This is a genomic window from Armatimonadota bacterium (assembly GCA_035527535.1).
Taxonomy (GTDB): domain Bacteria; phylum Armatimonadota; class Hebobacteria.
This window is the reverse complement of the sequence record DATLAK010000014.1, coordinates 1-16,092: the sequence shown is the minus strand read 5'-3', so window position 1 is coordinate 16,092 and position 16,092 is coordinate 1. Positions and strand designations below refer to the sequence as shown.

At 69.2% G+C, this 16,092-nt stretch carries 14 protein-coding genes; 2 read left to right on the top strand and 12 right to left on the bottom strand.

All coding sequences use genetic code 11. From position 1 onward, the window contains the following. The 7 genes from VM221_00770 to VM221_00740 all read right to left on the bottom strand — a co-directional run. The coding region (locus tag VM221_00770; GenBank protein ID HUT73350.1) for a UDP-N-acetylglucosamine 1-carboxyvinyltransferase at positions 1–730 on the bottom strand (730 nt) is incomplete at its 3' end. A 252-nt stretch (positions 731–982) separates the two neighbouring features. After that, a complete protein-coding gene (locus VM221_00765; GenBank protein HUT73349.1) occupies positions 983–3,178 on the bottom strand; it encodes an Ig-like domain-containing protein in 2,196 nt (731 codons plus the stop codon). A gap of 80 nt (positions 3,179–3,258) precedes the next feature. After that, a complete protein-coding gene (locus tag VM221_00760) occupies positions 3,259–4,020 on the bottom strand; it encodes a methyltransferase domain-containing protein (GenBank protein ID HUT73348.1) in 762 nt (253 codons plus the stop codon). A 99-nt stretch (positions 4,021–4,119) separates the two neighbouring features. After that, positions 4,120–5,478 carry a radical SAM protein gene (locus tag VM221_00755; GenBank protein ID HUT73347.1) on the bottom strand — a complete coding sequence of 453 codons (1,359 nt, stop codon included), beginning with the start codon at positions 5,476–5,478 and terminating at the stop codon, positions 4,120–4,122. A gap of 43 nt (positions 5,479–5,521) precedes the next feature. Then, on the bottom strand, positions 5,522–7,174 hold the full coding sequence (locus tag VM221_00750; GenBank protein HUT73346.1) for a hypothetical protein: 1,653 nt from the start codon (positions 7,172–7,174) through the stop codon (positions 5,522–5,524). Beyond that, positions 7,168–7,542 (bottom strand): hypothetical protein, encoded by a 375-nt coding sequence (locus tag VM221_00745; GenBank protein ID HUT73345.1) that lies wholly within the window; start codon positions 7,540–7,542, stop codon positions 7,168–7,170. Before VM221_00745 ends, VM221_00750 begins: the two co-directional genes overlap by 7 nt. Positions 7,543–7,960: 418 nt before the next feature. After that, positions 7,961–8,371, bottom strand: a complete 411-nt coding sequence (locus tag VM221_00740) for a hypothetical protein (protein ID HUT73344.1) — start codon at positions 8,369–8,371, stop codon at positions 7,961–7,963. A gap of 432 nt (positions 8,372–8,803) precedes the next feature. Between VM221_00740 and VM221_00735 the strand changes: the two genes are divergently transcribed. Beyond that, positions 8,804–9,934: a uroporphyrinogen decarboxylase family protein gene (locus tag VM221_00735; GenBank protein HUT73343.1), complete on the top strand. Its 1,131-nt coding sequence runs from the start codon at positions 8,804–8,806 to the stop codon at positions 9,932–9,934. A gap of 101 nt (positions 9,935–10,035) precedes the next feature. Here the strand turns inward: VM221_00735 and VM221_00730 are convergent, their stop codons facing one another. The 5 genes from VM221_00730 to VM221_00710 form a co-directional block, all read right to left on the bottom strand. Further along, a complete protein-coding gene (locus VM221_00730; GenBank protein ID HUT73342.1) occupies positions 10,036–11,463 on the bottom strand; it encodes a sulfatase-like hydrolase/transferase in 1,428 nt (475 codons plus the stop codon). 80 nt (positions 11,464–11,543) lie between these two features. Then, positions 11,544–11,828, bottom strand: coding sequence for a 4Fe-4S dicluster domain-containing protein (locus VM221_00725; GenBank protein ID HUT73341.1), 285 nt, complete (start codon positions 11,826–11,828; stop codon positions 11,544–11,546). Next, the gene (locus VM221_00720) at positions 11,825–13,117 is read right to left on the bottom strand and encodes an FAD-dependent oxidoreductase (GenBank protein ID HUT73340.1); all 1,293 of its coding nucleotides are present in this window, start codon (positions 13,115–13,117) and stop codon (positions 11,825–11,827) included. The genes VM221_00725 and VM221_00720 overlap by 4 nt, the downstream gene beginning before the upstream one ends. A 141-nt stretch (positions 13,118–13,258) precedes the next feature. Further along, on the bottom strand, positions 13,259–14,527 hold the full coding sequence (locus VM221_00715) for an electron transfer flavoprotein subunit alpha (GenBank protein ID HUT73339.1): 1,269 nt from the start codon (positions 14,525–14,527) through the stop codon (positions 13,259–13,261). After that, the gene (locus tag VM221_00710; GenBank protein HUT73338.1) at positions 14,520–15,353 is read right to left on the bottom strand and encodes an electron transfer flavoprotein subunit beta/FixA family protein; all 834 of its coding nucleotides are present in this window, start codon (positions 15,351–15,353) and stop codon (positions 14,520–14,522) included. The genes VM221_00715 and VM221_00710 overlap by 8 nt, the downstream gene beginning before the upstream one ends. A 316-nt stretch (positions 15,354–15,669) precedes the next feature. Here VM221_00710 and VM221_00705 point away from each other — a divergent pair. After that, positions 15,670–16,092 (top strand): alkaline phosphatase family protein (locus VM221_00705; GenBank protein ID HUT73337.1); only part of this gene is annotated, 423 nt, incomplete at its 3' end.

Below are 16,092 nucleotides of genomic sequence, written 5' to 3'. Positions count from 1 at the left end.
TGCCGGCCTCGATGCGGTCGCAGCTGGCGCGGAACTCGCAGCCGCGCATCTCGGATACGCCCTCGACGCGAACGGTGGTGGTGCCCGCTCCTTCGATGCGCCCGCCCATGGCGGTGATAAAGCGACACAGGTCCACCACCTCGGGCTCGCAGGAGGCGTTGTGGATGAGGGTTACACCCTCAGCCCGGGTGGCGGCCATGATGGTGTTCATGGTGGCGCCCATGCTGCGTACGCGGGCGTCCTGGTAGATGGTGGCGCCGCGCAGGCGCTCGGCCTCGGCGTTCATGTAGCCGTGCTCGACGGTGATGGTCGCCCCCAGGCGCTCGAACGCGGCGAGGTGGAAGTCCACGGGCCGGCTGCCGAGGTCGCAGCCACCGGGCAGTGGCACCTGGGCGCGACGCAACCGGGCCAGCAGCGGCCCCGCGACCCAGAACGAGGCGCGCATGCGGCGCACCAGGTCAAGGGGGGCGACGGGGTCGAGGGCGACGCCGCTGCGGATGCGCGCCGCCCCGCTGTCGTCGAGGCCGGCGTCCATCCCGAGGGCGCACAGCAGCTCGATCATGGCGTGAACGTCGGCGACGGGGGGGACGTTGTGGATGACGCATTCGCCGTCCATGAGCAGGGCGGCTGCCAGCAGCGGCAGCGAGCCGTTCTTGCTGCCGTCGAGGGTGACACGCCCCTCGATCCTGGTGCCTCCGGTGATACGGATGCTATCGGGGTGGCTGGGCAAGGTTGGGCGCCTCGGGCTAGGTGGTAGATTGGACCCCCGGCGCGCGCACATCAGTCGCGCCGTCGCGCTGACTATTAGGCGGCGCCGCGACCTGCACCTGCCGCCGAAGCGCCGCCGCCGATTCGGCGTCGAGAGGCAGCCCCTGGCCGTGGCCCCCCGACCGGTCAAATGGAGCATGGGCGCCCTCGCCCGTGATGCCCCCGGCCGAGGCGGCCAGGCTCCACGAGCCGGCGCCTGCCGCCGACAGGACCCTTATCTCGCCAGCACCGCCGTCAGCGACAGGTCATAGTGCAGAATCGAGTATGCGGCGGACGCCGCCGGGCGCGCCGGTTGGCTGTACTGCGGAGCCAGTGGCTGGGGCATCTCCTCCTCTTCACCGCCGCGCCCTCCGCGGCCCGCAGGCCGACTTTGCGCCGCCGCCGCGGGCGCGGTCGCGGCTGCTCCGAACTGCTGACGAAACACGCCGTGCAACTCGTCCACCATCCGCAGCACCACGTGTTCCTTGAAGGCGAACCAGGTGGTGCGGGTACCGCTGACGTCCTGCAGGGCCATTCCGTCCACCCCCACCGGCAGTGCCGCCGCCTTGAAGGTGGACACGATGCGCATAGCCTCGCGTCCCTGCTCCCACTGCAGTTTCTCGACCTTGTGCTCCGCGGTCACGCGCGCCACGGCGGTGCTGAGCAGCACTGGCAGCACCGTCATCGGCGCGGTCCAGCGGTCGCCGACCTTGACCGGGTCGGCGGGAAACTTCAGGGACAGGTTGCCCAGGGCGATGGGCGTTCCCCCCGCCGGGCCTGACACCGGCGTGATGTCTCCTTCCGTGGTGCGCGTCGAGCGCGCGGCCCGCCCGATCTGCGGCAGCACCCCCGGAGCGCCCGGCGCTCTCAGCGTGCCCCGCCTCATCTGGGTGACGATGGTTGCCACCGCCTCGGCCAGGCCTGGCCGAGCGCCCGGGCGCGGCTGGACGGCCTCCACCCGCTGCACGATGACCGCTTCCAGCGACCCCCCCTGGGCGGCCACGGCCGGCAGCGGCACCTCCCCCTGCGCGCCCGCCTGGGCCCGCACCGTCACGCTATACTCCAACTTCTGCCCCTGCTTGAAGCGGTAGCGCAGGAGCGCTCCCTCCTGCGGCAGAGTCTGCTCCTCGATCGCGTTGCGCACCTCGACTCGCGCCTCGGCCCGGCCCTGTGTCTCCCCCGAGGCCCCATATCCGGTGATGGCAACGGTGTGAGGCCCATCCGCGGCGGATCGGGTGTCCCAGTCCGTCTCGTACGGGGCGATGGTCGCGCTCACGAAGGAGCCGTCCGCGAAGAAACTGACATAGCCGTCCGGCTCGGCCTTGCGAGCGCGGATCTTGATCATCCCGCGAATGACCGCGCCTTCGGCGGGCGAGACGATGCGCACGGATGAGACCTGCGGCAGCGCCTCCGGGGGCTTAACGCGCTTGGCGGCCGCAGTCGGCGCCGGCGGCGCAGGAGGCGGCGCCGGCTTTTGCTGGGTCAGTCTGAGCTTTGGCGCCGGCGCCGGCTTGGCGGGCGCCGGCGCGGGAACGGCAGCGACCACGGTTGCCGGGCTCCGCGACCAATCAAGGTAGCCGTGAGCCACGCCATAGGACCGCAGGGGCTTGACCGGCCCGCCCGCTGCCGGGACCACCCACAGGTTGCCGTCGGCGGTGCCGACTCTGCTCGCCTTGAACGCCACCTGCTTGCCATCCGGCGACCACGCGGTCTCGCCAAAGAACTCGACCTCCGACGCGAGCACCCGCGTGTCTCCCGTCTCGGGGGAGATGACTTTGAGCGCGGGCTTCGGCTCGCGCGCGAAGAACGCGATCTCGGGGCCGTCGGGCGACCACGCGGGATACATGCCGTCGCCCACGAGCTCGTGCTCGTCGTTGCCCGCGGCGCCGATGATGAACAGCTTACCCTCGCTGCCGAAGACGATGAAGGAGCCGTCGGGCGACCAATGAGGACATGCGCTGCGAAAATCACTGCCCAACTGCGTCACCAGCGTGGACGAGCCCCCCTGCGCGGGCACCACCAGCAGCGCCCGATCCTGGCCGGAGGCGGACACATAGGCGATGCGGAGGCCGTCGGGCGACCATGCCGGCTGCTCGTCGTCGGAGTCGCCGGTAGTGAGCTGGCGGGGCTCGCCCGCGGGGGAATTGTCGGCCGCCAGAGGCACGACCCACAGCTTGTAATGATCGCCGACGCGGGCGGCGTAGGCGAGCGCGGAGCCGTCGGGGCTCAAGCCGGGGGTGATGACGTCGGACCCGGCCGGATGCGGCAGCTCCACCGGGCGATCGCCGTTGGCGCTCATGACGACGATGCCGCGGTTGCCCACGACCAGGCGTCCCTGGTAGGCGATGCGGTCGGCGGCGCCGGCTTGAGCAATCGCCACCGCGGCAAGCATGAGCGCTATCGTCCTCCACGCTCCGGCCCTGGCTTTCATATCCACACCTCCCGCGCGCTCACCGGCCGCGCTCCAATTCATTATATCCCAGCCGCGCCCCGCACGCAACCACGCGCTCCTCATCCGCCCTTGCGCCCGATCGCCCACAGCACCGGCATGAACACAGTGCGAATGCCGTCATCGAGCGCCTGCAGCTCGCGGCGTTTCATCGCCTCCAGCTCACCGAGTGCGACCAGGTCGCCGGCGGTGGATTCCAGCAGCTCCCACTCGTCGGTGAACTCGCGGCGCAGCTCCGGCTCACCCCATATCGAGTTGAGGATGCCGACCTCCACCGCGAACCCGGCGTTGACGAACATCTCCCGCAGGCGGCGCCCGATGCGCGGATGCGCCCCCTCGCGGCGCAGCGCTTGCGCGGCCAGCGCGCCGACGGTGAGATCCTCCGGGTAGTCTATGCGCCCCCCGTAGTCCGGTTCCGCCAGCGCCACCACCGTGCCCCCGGGGACCGTCACTCGCGCCATCTCCAGCACCGCCAACCCTGGCTCCTCCACCCACAGCAAGGTCATGTGACACATCACCAGGTCGAAGGCCTCGTCGGCGAACGGCAGCCGCTGCGCGTCCCCGACCACCACCGGCAGACCTCGCGCCCGGGCCTGCGCCGCCAGCCGGCGGCTGCGATCGAGGCCGATCACGCGTCCGCGGCAGCGACTCGCCGCCTCCGCCGTCACCACCCCGTCGCCGCAGCCAACCTCGAGCACCCGCTGCTGCGCCCACAGGTTCACTCGGCGGTACAGGTGCGAGCGCAGCCCGCGCGTCCACCGTTCCTGGCGCTCGAGCTGCCGCCGCCACTGCTGTGCTGATAGCCGCCCCGGAGCGTCATCCATCGCACCCGCCTTCGTCGGGCGAAGTAGCCCTCCGCTGGCCCGGGTCGTAGGGGCAAGGCATGCCTTGCCCCTACGACCCGGGCTGGAGCCGGCCACTCGTCACCCGCTCGACTTGCTCTCCACGCACAGGTAGCCGTGCGCCTGCGCGTGGAGCGGACACCCGCCGCCGCAATTGGGGAAGCGGGCGCAGGCTCGGCACTCGTCCGGCGCCCACTCGCGGTTGCGCAGGGCCAGCGCCGACGCGTGGTTCCAGATATCCTCCCAGTCGTCGCCGAGGATGTTGCCCAGGCCCTGGTAGCAGCTCTGGCAGGGGATCACCTGGCCGTCGGGCTCGATACACATATTCTCCTTCGCCGCCGTACACCTTTTCGGCCCCAGCCCCAGGTTTACCGGATCGAGATCACAGTAGCGGGTGGGCGTGTACCAGACGAAGCGCATCCCCAGCGCCACCGCGCGGTCGCGCAGGCGCTCCAGCCGGGGCGCGAGCTCACCCTCCGACAGCCCCTTGCCCGAGGCCGCTCCCCCCCCGGAGTAGATGAGGCTGTTGCACGCGAAGTTGCGCACGCCCAGCTCGCACAGGAACTCCAGGGTGGGCTCGAGGCCGGCGGCGTTGTCGCGGGTGATGGTGGTGTTGGTGACGACGAACAGCGGCGCCGCCAGCGCCTGCTTGATCCCCGCCACCGTCTGCGCCCACGCGTCGCAGCCGACCATGGCGTTGTGGACGCGCGCGTCGTGCGACTCGAGGGTAATCTGGACGTGATCCAGCCCCGCCGCGACCAGCTCGCCCACGAGGTCGGCGCTCAGGCGGCGCCCGTTGGTGATGAGGCCGGTGACCATGCCGATGTCCTCGGCGCGCTCCACCAGTTGCACCAGGTCCGGGCGCAAGGTCGCCTCGCCGCCGGTGAAGCACACATGGGGCACGCCCAGAGCCCACAGCCGGGCCAGCACCTGCCGCCACTGCTCGGCGGTGAGCTCCGCCGGGCGGCGGTCGCCGGGGACGTAGCAGTGCTCGCAATCATTGTCACAAGCGTAGGTCAGCGCCAGGTCCATGCGATAGGGCGCCGACAGTTCGACCTGGAAAGGCTCCACCATCTCGACCCCAAGGTAGGTGAAGGGGCACACGTCCTCGCGCTCGCGCAGGGTGGTAACGGCGAGGCGGACGCGCTCGAAATCATGGGCGAGGGTGCGGCCGCGCGCGCGGAAGACGCGGCGCAGGCGGCGCGCCGCCGCGGCCGGCTCGACCTGCTCCAGTACCAGCTTGGCCATGAGGGCGGCGGTGGAGTTGAGGTGAATGATGCGCGAGGCGTCGAGTACCAACAGCCCTGAGCCGTCACCCTCGACGCGCAAGTGGGCTCGCAGATGGCGTTCCCCTTCGTCCAGCCGGTAGTGATACATGCCGGGCGCGACGGCGCCTGGCCGGCTGTCACTCCGCGGTTGCTTGCTGTCGCACTTGCCCAATCGGCACTCCACCCGCCCGGATCCCACACCCCGACTCGCCGGCCTAGCGGCCGCCGCCCGCGCACGCGCAGGCGCAGCTCGCGCACGCACAGGCGCACGCCCCGCCCCCGCCCCCGCCACTGCCGCCACTCTCCGCTAGGTCGGAAAGCACCTGCTTGAGATGCGGCACGAAGCTCGGCGGATTGGTCTCTCGCGTTACCGCCTGCGCCAGCGCCCGCCGGTCGGGCACCAGGCCGCGCGCCATGCGCTCGATGCGGCTTGCCACCCGATCCGCGAACTCGCGCCCCGGCACCTCCAGCCGCGGCGATTCCTCCGGCGACCGCCGATGCCCCCGATACTCCCATCCCTCGCGATCGCGGTCGCTCCACCAGCGGTCACGCCACGGCATGCGCTCCTCGCGCCCGAAGCTGTCCTCCATGCGCCGGCTGTAATCCTCGTCCGCCATCGTCCATTCGGCGTTCTCATCCCACTTACGGGACTTGTCCAGCGGTGTCTGCGCCGCTGTCACCTCCCGCCACGCCTTGCCCACGAGGTAGCGGTAGTAGTCGGCGGTCTCGCGTCGGTTGTAGCCGCGCAGCTTATCGTTGACCAGGCGCACGAGGTCGGTCACGATGGACTGCATGGCGTCGGCGGGCAGGGGGCCGGTGAGACGCTTGCCCATCGCCCGCAGCCAGGCGGTTTCCCACGGCTGCAAGTCCGCCGGGGCCGCGCTCGTCGCCTCGACCACCAGGGGATCGAATGATGGTACCCGGACCGCTCCCTTCTGGGCGAGGCCGAACGCGATCATCGCCGCGATGCGGTCCAGCGGCAGTTCCAGCAGCACCGCCGCCTCCACCGCGGTCAGCCCCCGGCGCACCCCGTTGCCCTCCATCGCCAGCGCCGGTGGCAGGTAGTCCAGCTTGCGCAGCTCGTTGGCGCGGCTGAGCGCCAGCGCGACCGCCAGCAGCCCCAGCGCCACCAGGCCGGCGACCACCCCCGGCGTCGCCCGCCGCCGCAGCTCCTTCCACAGCGCCGCCAACCGGCTCTCGCGGTACACGACCTCGACGTAGCGCTTGGGGAAGGAGACGCCGAAGAGGTACTGCTGCGAGGGGGAAGCCTGAGGTCGCCGCCAGGTGAAAGCGATGCGGTCATCTATCGTCCGCGCGTCGTCGAAGCGCTCACGGTGGTAGCGCGTCTGGTCGCCGGTGACGCCCGGCGGGAAGAGGATGGTCACCGTCAGGTCGGTCGTGCCCTCGGCGTAGTCTGCGCCGTACCAGGTAGGGCTGAACTCGATGCCCGCGTAGTCGGGGTCGGCGCGGTCCTGGTACACCATGTGCGGGTTGTTGATGTGGAAGTGGAGGGTGCCGCTTTCACCGGCGCCAATGGGCCGGGGCAGGTGCACCTCGACCCCGCAGTCCACGGCCGTTGAGGGGCGAATGACGAAGACGCGCTCGCCGTCGAGTTGCGCCTGGGCGCGGTCCAAACGATAGTGGTCATTGGGCAAACCGATGTCCACGACGTCAATGGACCTGCCCCCGGGCAGGCAGTTGAACCGCAGCTCGTACTCGACATCAACCGAGCCGTCGCGCTGGATGGTGACCACCGAGGCGTTGCGCTCAACCGCGAAGCGATAATCCGCCGCCGCGCGCTTGGGCTGGCTGACAATCACAGCCGCGACGGCGATCAAGGCGGCGATCAAGGCCCGAACCCTCACCACCTGGGCTCCTCCTCGAGGCGATAGGCCGCGCCGCACGCAGGACAGGTGATGATCGCGTCCGCCCCCTGCATGTGCACGCGCTGGTCCTCCAGGCTGCGCCCGCAGCCGGGACATCGGGCTTCCCGAATCGCGGGCCGGCGCGGGCCCGGCGTTGCGTCTCGGTCCCGCACCCGCAAGTGCGCCTGTATCACCACCAGCCCGATGCCGACGGCTGCCAGCACCATCGTCGCTCCCGCCGCCGCGCGCGGGCCGGGGTGCCGCACGCTCGCGGCGACCAGGAACACCAGGCCCAGCGTCCCCAATGCCAGAGCTGCAGCGCCGCCCAGGGCGCGCCCCAGGCATCCCGCGATGGAACCGCTCGGCTTCATTCCCGCCCTCGCGGGGCCACGTCCCTAGGTCAGAGACCGGGATGGCGACCTTTGGGCCTAGCCACGCGGTGCCGGCGCGCCGGGGTCAATCGAGGGATTCCTCACGCCTCCAGGCGAACGAGGCTTCGAAACACTCGCCCCCGGGATCATCCGCGCCCTTTGCCGTCTTGAGTTTCAGACACCACACCTGAGACCCGGAGATGACCGTGCCCACGGCAGGGGAGACCGTCGCATGGGCGCAGTTCTTGCAGGCGCGGGGATCACACGGGGTAGGGGATGGGGCCTGGGCGTGGAAATCAGCCGCGCACTGAAAGCAGATCGTGCGCCTGATGGAGTTGGACGCCCCACACACCGGGCACTTCATCATCTGCACGGCACACCTCCCGGGCGCGATTCCGCGCTCCGGCACGCACCGCCGTCACTCGCCCCGGGTGGGCGATTGCTGGTGGGACGGCAAGGGCGAGAGCACCTCCTCTTCCGTCCAACCGAACAGGCGTATGGTGCGCCTGGCATTCCGCCCCGCGACTACCGCCTTTAGCTCCATCTCGTCCGGCTTCGGCTTCGGCCGCCCGTGTACCTGGGCATCCTCCTCAGTATTCGCTAGGTTGAAGGCCGAATAGTCGCCATCCTCGATAGCCTCACCCATGGTCTGCTTCAAGCTGTTCAGGAACAGGTGCCAGAAACCAACCCCGACCAGGGCCAAGACCAACAGGATGAGCAAAGCCGGCGCGCGGCGATCGCGCCTGGTGAGCTTGGCGACGATGAACCCCACCAACCCAATGATCGCCAGCGCTATGAGAACGATGTAGCCGAGTCTTGCCAGCCCCATAGTGCTTTCCAGTTTACCATAGCCCGCGCGCTTTTTCAACTGCTATCGGGCGGGATTCTTCCAGCGTCACCATGCCATAGGTCCACCAGGTCTGCCAGTGCCCATGTGGCCGGCATGGGCGCCGACTCCCTGGTCGCCTCGCCGGCCGGAGCCCCACGAAACGCGACTCCCGCGTGTCCCCGCGCAGGCCGTCCGGTCAAAGGCCCCCACGCGGTAGCAGACTTGCACGAATCTCCCCCGCAGGACAACATGGCCCGCACAGCGAAAAGAGTGTACATACGAGCCCCCCGCGAAGCACTGATATCAGGTGTCCTGGGGGCGGTGACGTGGCTAGGCGCAGAGCGCCGCCATCCCGGCCCGAAGGGGCCTAGGGACCTGCTCCGCGCCGCGATGGGTTTGCGCCCCGACGCCGCCGGGGCCGGAAAGGGAACCATGACCTCACGACAACGCCTGTTGGCGCTGCTGCGCGGGGAGCCCGTTGACCGCTGCGGGGTGTGCGCCTACGGTTTCGACGGCTTCAACTGTCCGCATCTGAGCAACCAGCCCGGCTGCGCCGAGCTGGTCAAGCTGATTGACGCCGAGACCGAGGTCATGCTCGGCTGGGCCCCGCGCACCGAGGGCAACATCTACCTTTCCGCCTCCCCCGACGTGTCGGAATCCGAGGACCGCCGCGTGGAGGAAGACCACACCGTCATCCGCACCACCATCCACACCCCGCGCGGAGACCTGCATTCGCTGTGCGTCCGCCACGAGGGCGTGGAGACGACGTGGAAGGTGGAGCATCTGCTGAAGACCGAGGAGGACGTCGAGCGGTTCCTGTCCATGCCCTACGTGCGTCCGCGGGTGGACGGGGATGACTTCGCGGAGGCGGTGGCGCGCATCGGCGAGCGGGGCCTGGTCATGCTCGGGATCGCTGATCCCATTTGTCACGTCGCGGACCTGTTCGAGTTCGGCGAGTTCACGGTGCGCGCATGGCGCGAGCCGGCGATCATCCGGCGGCTGCTTGACGCGATGGCGCCCCGTGTGTACGACTGGCTCGACGGCGTGCTAGCACTGGGCGTCCGCGGCGCGGTGGTGCGGCTGTGCGGCCCGGAGTACGCCAGCGAGCCGTACCTCAGCCCAGCGCTGTTTCGCGAGCTGGTGACGGAGTACGATCTGCCCATCGCGCGCAAGATCCACGACGCGGGGTGCTACCTGCGGCTGCACAGCCACGGTCGCCTGGCGAACATCCTCGACGCCATCCTCGAGCTGGAGCCGGACATTCTGGAGCCGGTGGAGGGGCCGCCGAGCGGCGACATCACCATGGCGGAGCTGGCGCGGCGTGTGGGGCGCCAGTGCGTGCTGATGGGAAACCTGGAACCGCGCGATCTGGAGCAGGTAAGCGAGGAAAAGGCGGAGCACCTGGTGCGCGAGATCATGGAATCGGCGGCGGGGCAGGCGCCGCTGATCGTGGCGCCGACGGACGGGCCGATCAGTTTCCCGTTATCGCCGATCTACGCGCGCAACCTCCGCCGCTGGATAGAGACGGCGCTCAAGTGGGGCGGAAGCTATGATTGGAGTTGAGCGCCGGCGATCGGCGGGGGTTCCTCGCCGCGCGACGCCTGCTTACCCGTACTTGTAGGCGACGCCGAGACCGGGGGGGAGCGGCGACGCGATCGGACAGGTCAGAGGTAGTCCAGTTCATCCCTGCGCAGCCGCAGTGCGGGCCCCGCGGCAGTGGACTCTTTGCCATCACCGGCGGACTGATAGTCGTAGGGGTGTCGCGACCAGTCAACTGCCGGCCACACGCTGACAACTCGCGTCGTGCGAATCAGCCACTCCAGCAGCAGGCGTCGGCACTGATGCACGAGCTCGCGGCAGTCCGGGTGGTGATAGAGATTGCGCGTCTCGTTCGGGTCGTCCTGCAGGTCGTACAGTTCGCCAACGTCCTCGCCGCCAAACATCTCGGGCTGGTAGTGGACGAACCGCCAATTCCGCCAGCGCAGGGCTTTGCTCCAGGGATTCTCCGTAACCGCCACCTTGCGCACCGGCTCGCCGTCGCCGCGGAGCAGGCCTGACAGGTCGCGGCCGTCCACCGTGTCCATCGCCGGCAGACCGCACAGCGCGCTGATGGTGGGCGCGATATCCACCGCCTCGACGAGCTCTTGGCACACCGCGGCGCCCGGAGTGACGCCCGGCACGCGCCAGATCGTGGGGATGCGGCAGACCGCCTCGGAGCAGATGCCCGGCGCTTTCTCCGGGATGCCGAAGGTACCGCTGTAGCTGCCGTGGTCGGCAGTGTAGATGACGATGGTGTCCTCGGCAAGCCGAGAACGGTCGAGGTAGTCGAGAAGAAGGCCGACCGCATGGTCAACATGGGTGATGCACCCCAGATAGCCCCGCCACAGCCGCCGCGCGCCCGCCTCGAAGGTGTGCGGCTCCAGCGGCCACTTCATCTGACGAAACCGCCTGTGGGCGGCGCGAAAATGCGGCGGGCGATGTGACGGATCGAGATTGATGGTTGCGGGCGGCTCCAGATCCGCCGGATACATATCCCAGAACCGCCGGTCGGGGGTGAACGGCTGATGCGGGCGCTGCAGCGCCACCTGCAGGCAGAACGGTGCGCCCGCTCCAGCCTCCATGAACTTGATGGCCTGCGCGACGCAACATCCCTCTTGCGAGTCCTCGAAGCGAAGCGGGGAGGGGAACCCTTCCAGTGCGTACTCCGGGTTGCGCTGGAAGAAGATCGTGTCCTCCTGGTAGTCCAGGAACGCGTCCAGGTGATGTTCCAGCCAGTTGCGCGGGGAGTCGGGCGTGTGCAGGTTGCCGATGCCGCCGGTGCGGTAACCGTGCTGTCGGAAATGCGAGAAGAAGCTCGGCAGGTGCTGCGGGGCCGGGCCGGACAGGCCGAAGCACCCGTGATTGTGACAGTACTGACCGGAAAGGATACTGACGCGGGAGGGTGTGCAGATTGGGTTCTGCGTATAGGCGTGGCGAAAGCGCACGCCGTCAGCAGCGAGGCGGTCGAGGTGTGGGGAGATTACTTGGGGGTGGCCTTCACTGCCCAGGCAGGTGGCCAGATGTTGATCGGAGATAATCAGCAGCACGTTCATGGCATGAAGTCCTCGCCTGATGATTGGCGGCAAGCGCGCGAATGCTTTCCCTGGTTCGCAGCACCGCGGGGGCGGTCGCCTTACCCGTACTTGTAGGTGACGCCGAAGCCGCCGCGGGGGTAGCGCCACTCGATGTTGTCGAACTCGCACGAGATGCGGCAGGTGCCGCACTCCACGCAGCCCTCGAAAAAGACGGTGATGTGGTCCTGCTCCCAGCGGTAAGTGCGCACCGGGCAGGTGAAGGTGCACCACTTGGCGGTGCACTTCTCCAGGCACACCCGCGGGTCCCTGATCGCCAGGTGCGATTCCGCGTCGGGGCGGAAACCGTCGAGGAACAGCTTCTCCTCCAGCGACAGCGCTTTCATGCGACTGACCTCCAGGCGCCGAACAGATCCTTGGCCATGCGCCACAGCGAGCGGCGCCGCCGCGCCTCGGCGAAAATGGCGCGCTGCTTGCGCCGCTTGGAAGTGCCGTCCACGGTCAGCATCTCGGTCGCGGCATAGTTGAGCAGATCGGGATAGAGACTGAAGAAATCGTGATGCCCCTCGAAGAAGCGGGTCATACCGCGGTATTTGTAGAGGTCGTGGTGGATAATCGAATCGCGCACCAGCCGGTCGTAATGAGCGAGGCTGCGGGCGGAGAAATCGCGCCGCTCTTTGGCCCGCAGCACGGTTTCCGCGGCCAGCCGGCCGGAGTGCATGGCGAGGTTGGAGCCCTCGCGGTGGAGGCTGTTGACCATCATCGCCGCGTCGCCCACCACCAACAGGCCGCCGATGGAGAGCCGGGGCATCGCGCGCAGCCCGCCCTCCGGGATGAGGTGCGCCAGGTACTCGCGGGTCTCGCCGCCCTCCAGCAGCGGCGCCACCGTCGGATGCGCCTTGAGATGCTCGAGCAAGTCGTTGGGGTTGATGCCGCGGTCGTTGAGGTCGCGGATGGTGGCGCCCGCGCCCACCGACACCGACTCGCGGTTGGTGTAGATGAAGGCGGTGCCCACCATACCCATGGTGGCGTCGCCGAAAAGCTCGATGGTCACGCCCTGATCGCCGGTGACCTCGAAGCGGTTCTCAATCGCGGCCTGGGGCAGCGCAATGATCTCCTTGACCGCGCTTGCCATCTGCTGCGGTTTCAGCGGCCCGCGCAGCCCCGCCTCTTCCACCAGCAGGCCGTTGGCGCCCTCGGCGGTGATGACGACGTCAGCATAGACCTCCCCGTCCTCACGGCCGGCGCGCACGCCGACGACGCTGTCGCCTCGACCCAGCAGGCCCACCACCAGCGTCTCGGGGATGATGAGCGCGCCCGCCGCGCGGACTTTGCCCGCCAGCCACTTGTCGAAGCGCGAGCGCAGGACGGTGTAGCAGTTATGGGGCTCGCCATCGAAGGCCAGGCTGCGATGGCCGACGCGAAAGGCGGAGTCCGCTGACAGGATCCACGCGCGCTGCTCGATGACGTGGCGCTCCAGCGGCGCCTCGCGCCAGAACTCGGGGATGATCTCGGCCAGCGGCCAGTGGTAAAGCACGCCGCCCATGACGTTCTTGGCCCCGGGAAAGTCGCCGCGCTCGATCACCGCCACCTCGAGACCAGCCTTGGCCAGGAGGTAGGCGGCGGTGAGCCCCGCCGGCCCCGCGCCCACGACTATGACGTCAAACTTCTCCACCGATGCTCCTTCAGTCACATTTTACCGCAGAGGCCGCGGAGAGCGCAGAGAGAGGCCAGCAGATCGGGTGTTCGATAGAGCGGCCCCGTCTCTCTTTGCTCCGTGCCTCAGCGTTCTCAGCGTTCTCGGCGGTTCAATCCCTTATGTCGCGCTCAGGCGGGCGCGCGCCGCGCGCGTCAGCGCCGGCACCACCTCGTACACGTCGCCGACGATGCCGTAGGTGGCGGTCTGGAAGATGGGGGCCGAAGGGTCGCGGTTGATGGCGATGATGACATCCGAGGTCTGCATCCCCACCAGGTGCTGCACCGCCCCCGAAATGCCGCACGCGAAATAGATCCTGGGGCGCACGGTCTTGCCGGTTTGCCCCACCTGGAATGAATGCGGCCTCCACCCGCTGTCCACCGCCGCGCGCGACGCCGCCACTACCCCGTGCAGCGTCTCCGCCAGCTCTTGCAGCATCTCGAAGCCCTTGGGGCCGCCCAGCCCGCGCCCGCCGGCGACGATGACTTGGGCCTCCTCCAGCCGCGCCTCGTCCTGCGCCTCCTCGCGCACGTACTCGATCAGTTTGACGGCGACCTCGTCTTCGGTTAGCCCCAGCTCCTCGCGGACGATCTCGCCCTGGCGCGCGTCATCGGGCTCGGGCAGGGGCAGCACGCGGGGGCGCACCGTCGCCATCTGCGGGCGGCGCCGTTCGCAGAGGATGGTGGCCATGATATTCCCGCCGTAGGCGGGACGCGTCTGCTCCAGGAGCTTGGACTGCGGATCGATGGTCAGGCCGGTGCAGTCGGCGGTGAGACCGGTGCGCAGGCTGGTGGCGACTGCTCCCGCCAGGTCGCGCCCGGTGGTGGTGGCCCCCAGCAGCATGATCTCGGGGCGGTGCTTCGCGACCAGCCGCACCATGCCGCGCAAGTAGGCCTCGGTGCGGTAGTGCGCGAGCACCGGGTCGTCCACCAGGTACACGCGGTCCGCGCCGTGCGCGATCGCCGCCCGCGCGAGTTCCTCCACCCCGTGTCCCAGCAAGGCGGCGGCCACGCGCCCCCCGCCGATGTCGGCGGCGAGCTTGGCGCCGTGACCGAGGAGCTCCCACGACACCGCGGCGGCGACGCCGTCGAGATGCTCGATGAAGACCCACACCTCCGGCGCCGGCGCGCCCGCGGTCGCCGCTGGCGCCGCCTCGACTTGCTCCACGGGGGCGACCGTCGCGACCTCCACTTCGGTCCCGGGCGGGAAGGCGATAGCCGTGACCGGACATGCCTTGACGCACTCGCCGCAGCCGATACACGTTTCCATGTCAACGATGGCGATGCCGTTCTCCATGCGGATGGCATCCACCGGGCACGCCGCCAGGCATTGCTCACAGCCGATGCACAGCTTGCCGTCTATGATCACCGGGGGGCGCTTCTTACGCACTGGCTTCGCTCCCGTCGCCGATGTGGCCGGCCGCGATCAGCCTGTCAATGACGGTCGCGGCAGCCCGCCCCGGGTCTTCGAGCGCCCCGGCGATGATCTCGCCCGCGCCGCGGCGCGGCGGCGGGAAGATGCGCCGTACCTGGGTTGGCGAGCCTTCGAGGCCCACTTCGTCGGCGCTGACGCCGATGTCTTGGGCGCGCCACACCGGGATCTCGGCGCGCAGCCCCCGTATCAGGTTGGGCATGGTCGCGTAGCGCGGCTGGTTGATCTCCTTGACCACGGTCAGCAGCGCGGGCAGCGGCGCCTCGACGATCTCGCGCGCGCCCTCCAACATGCGGCGCACGCGGATGCGCCGCGTCTCCAGGTCCACCGACGCGACCTGGTCCACGTAGGTGAGCTGTGCGAAGCCGAGACGAGTGGCGATGCCGGGGCCGACCTGGGCGGTATCGCCGTCAATCGTCTGCTTGCCGCAGATGACGAGGTCCACCGGCTGGTGCTCGCCCAGCTTGCGAATAGCCGCGGCGAGGGCGGCGCTGGTGGCGAGGGTGTCGGAGCCGGCGAGCGCGCGGTCGCTCAGCAGCACCGCCTCGTCCACCCCGAACGACAGCGCCTTGCGCAGCGCCTCCTCGGCCCATGGCGGGCCCATGCACAGCATGACCGCCGCGCCGTCGTAGCGCTCCTTGAGGCGCATCGCCTCCTCGATCGCGGGCACATCGAAGGGGTTGATGATCGAGGGCACGCCCTCGCGGATGAGGGTGTTGGTCACCGGGTCTATGCGCACCTGGGTGGTGTCGGGAACCTGCTTGATGCAGGCGACGATTCGCAGCATACCTCATCCCTTTGCGCGCATCCAAGCGGCCAGTCACATGGTGCCGAGCCTGCGGGAAACGGCGGTTAACGGACTTAGTACCAGCCTACACTATTATATTATTTGCGGTCAAGGGGCCGCTTGTCCTGCGCGGGACTGCGCCAGTTTGTCGCGCGAGGGTGGCAAACGCGCATGCCGCCACTGCCCCGGCCGCCGGCTTGCGCCGGCAGGTACGCTCGACTGGCGATGTCCGTCGGTCCTCGGCCGGAGCAGGACTTGGCCGCCGTCGTCGCCAAATGCATACCTACCATTCCTTCGCCAGGAGCTTGCGGTTATGATTCGATCCATCGTCCTCGGCCTCGACGGCGCCGTGCCTTATACGATGTTCGAGGGGGCGCGGTCGGGGCGCCTGCCCAACCTCGCGCGCCTAATGGCGCGGGGCGCCCACGCCGCGGCCCTCCCCTTCCCGGCGGCTGTAACCCCCGGCAACTGGGCCTCGGTGGCCACCGGCGCCAAGCCTGTCACTCATGGCATCTCGGACTTCCTGCTGCACCAGCCCGGCGCCCCCTTCACCGACCGCGTGAATGCGTTCGATTCGCAGGTGTGCGAAGCAGAGTTCATGTGGGACGCCCTTTCGCGCCAGGGCCTGCGGTGCGCCACCATCAGCTACCCCGGCGCCCTGCCGCGGCGTTCCACGGGCCACATTGTGATCGGCAACCGTGGGGAGCCCAGCGAAGACTGTAAGTGGTGGACCGCC

What these genes read in the sequence shown, in the direction of transcription:
- VM221_00765 (HUT73349.1), bottom strand. Translation starts at nt 3,178, where the DNA reads ATGAAAGCCAGGGCCGGAGCGTGGAGGACGATAGCGCTCATGCTTGCC.
- VM221_00760 (HUT73348.1), bottom strand. Translation starts at nt 4,020, where the DNA reads ATGGATGACGCTCCGGGGCGGCTATCAGCACAGCAGTGGCGGCGGCAG.
- VM221_00745 (HUT73345.1), bottom strand. Translation starts at nt 7,542, where the DNA reads ATGAAGCCGAGCGGTTCCATCGCGGGATGCCTGGGGCGCGCCCTGGGC.
- VM221_00740 (HUT73344.1), bottom strand. Translation starts at nt 8,371, where the DNA reads ATGGGGCTGGCAAGACTCGGCTACATCGTTCTCATAGCGCTGGCGATC.
- VM221_00735 (HUT73343.1), top strand. Translation starts at nt 8,804, where the DNA reads ATGACCTCACGACAACGCCTGTTGGCGCTGCTGCGCGGGGAGCCCGTT.
- VM221_00730 (HUT73342.1), bottom strand. Translation starts at nt 11,463, where the DNA reads ATGAACGTGCTGCTGATTATCTCCGATCAACATCTGGCCACCTGCCTG.
- VM221_00725 (HUT73341.1), bottom strand. Translation starts at nt 11,828, where the DNA reads ATGAAAGCGCTGTCGCTGGAGGAGAAGCTGTTCCTCGACGGTTTCCGC.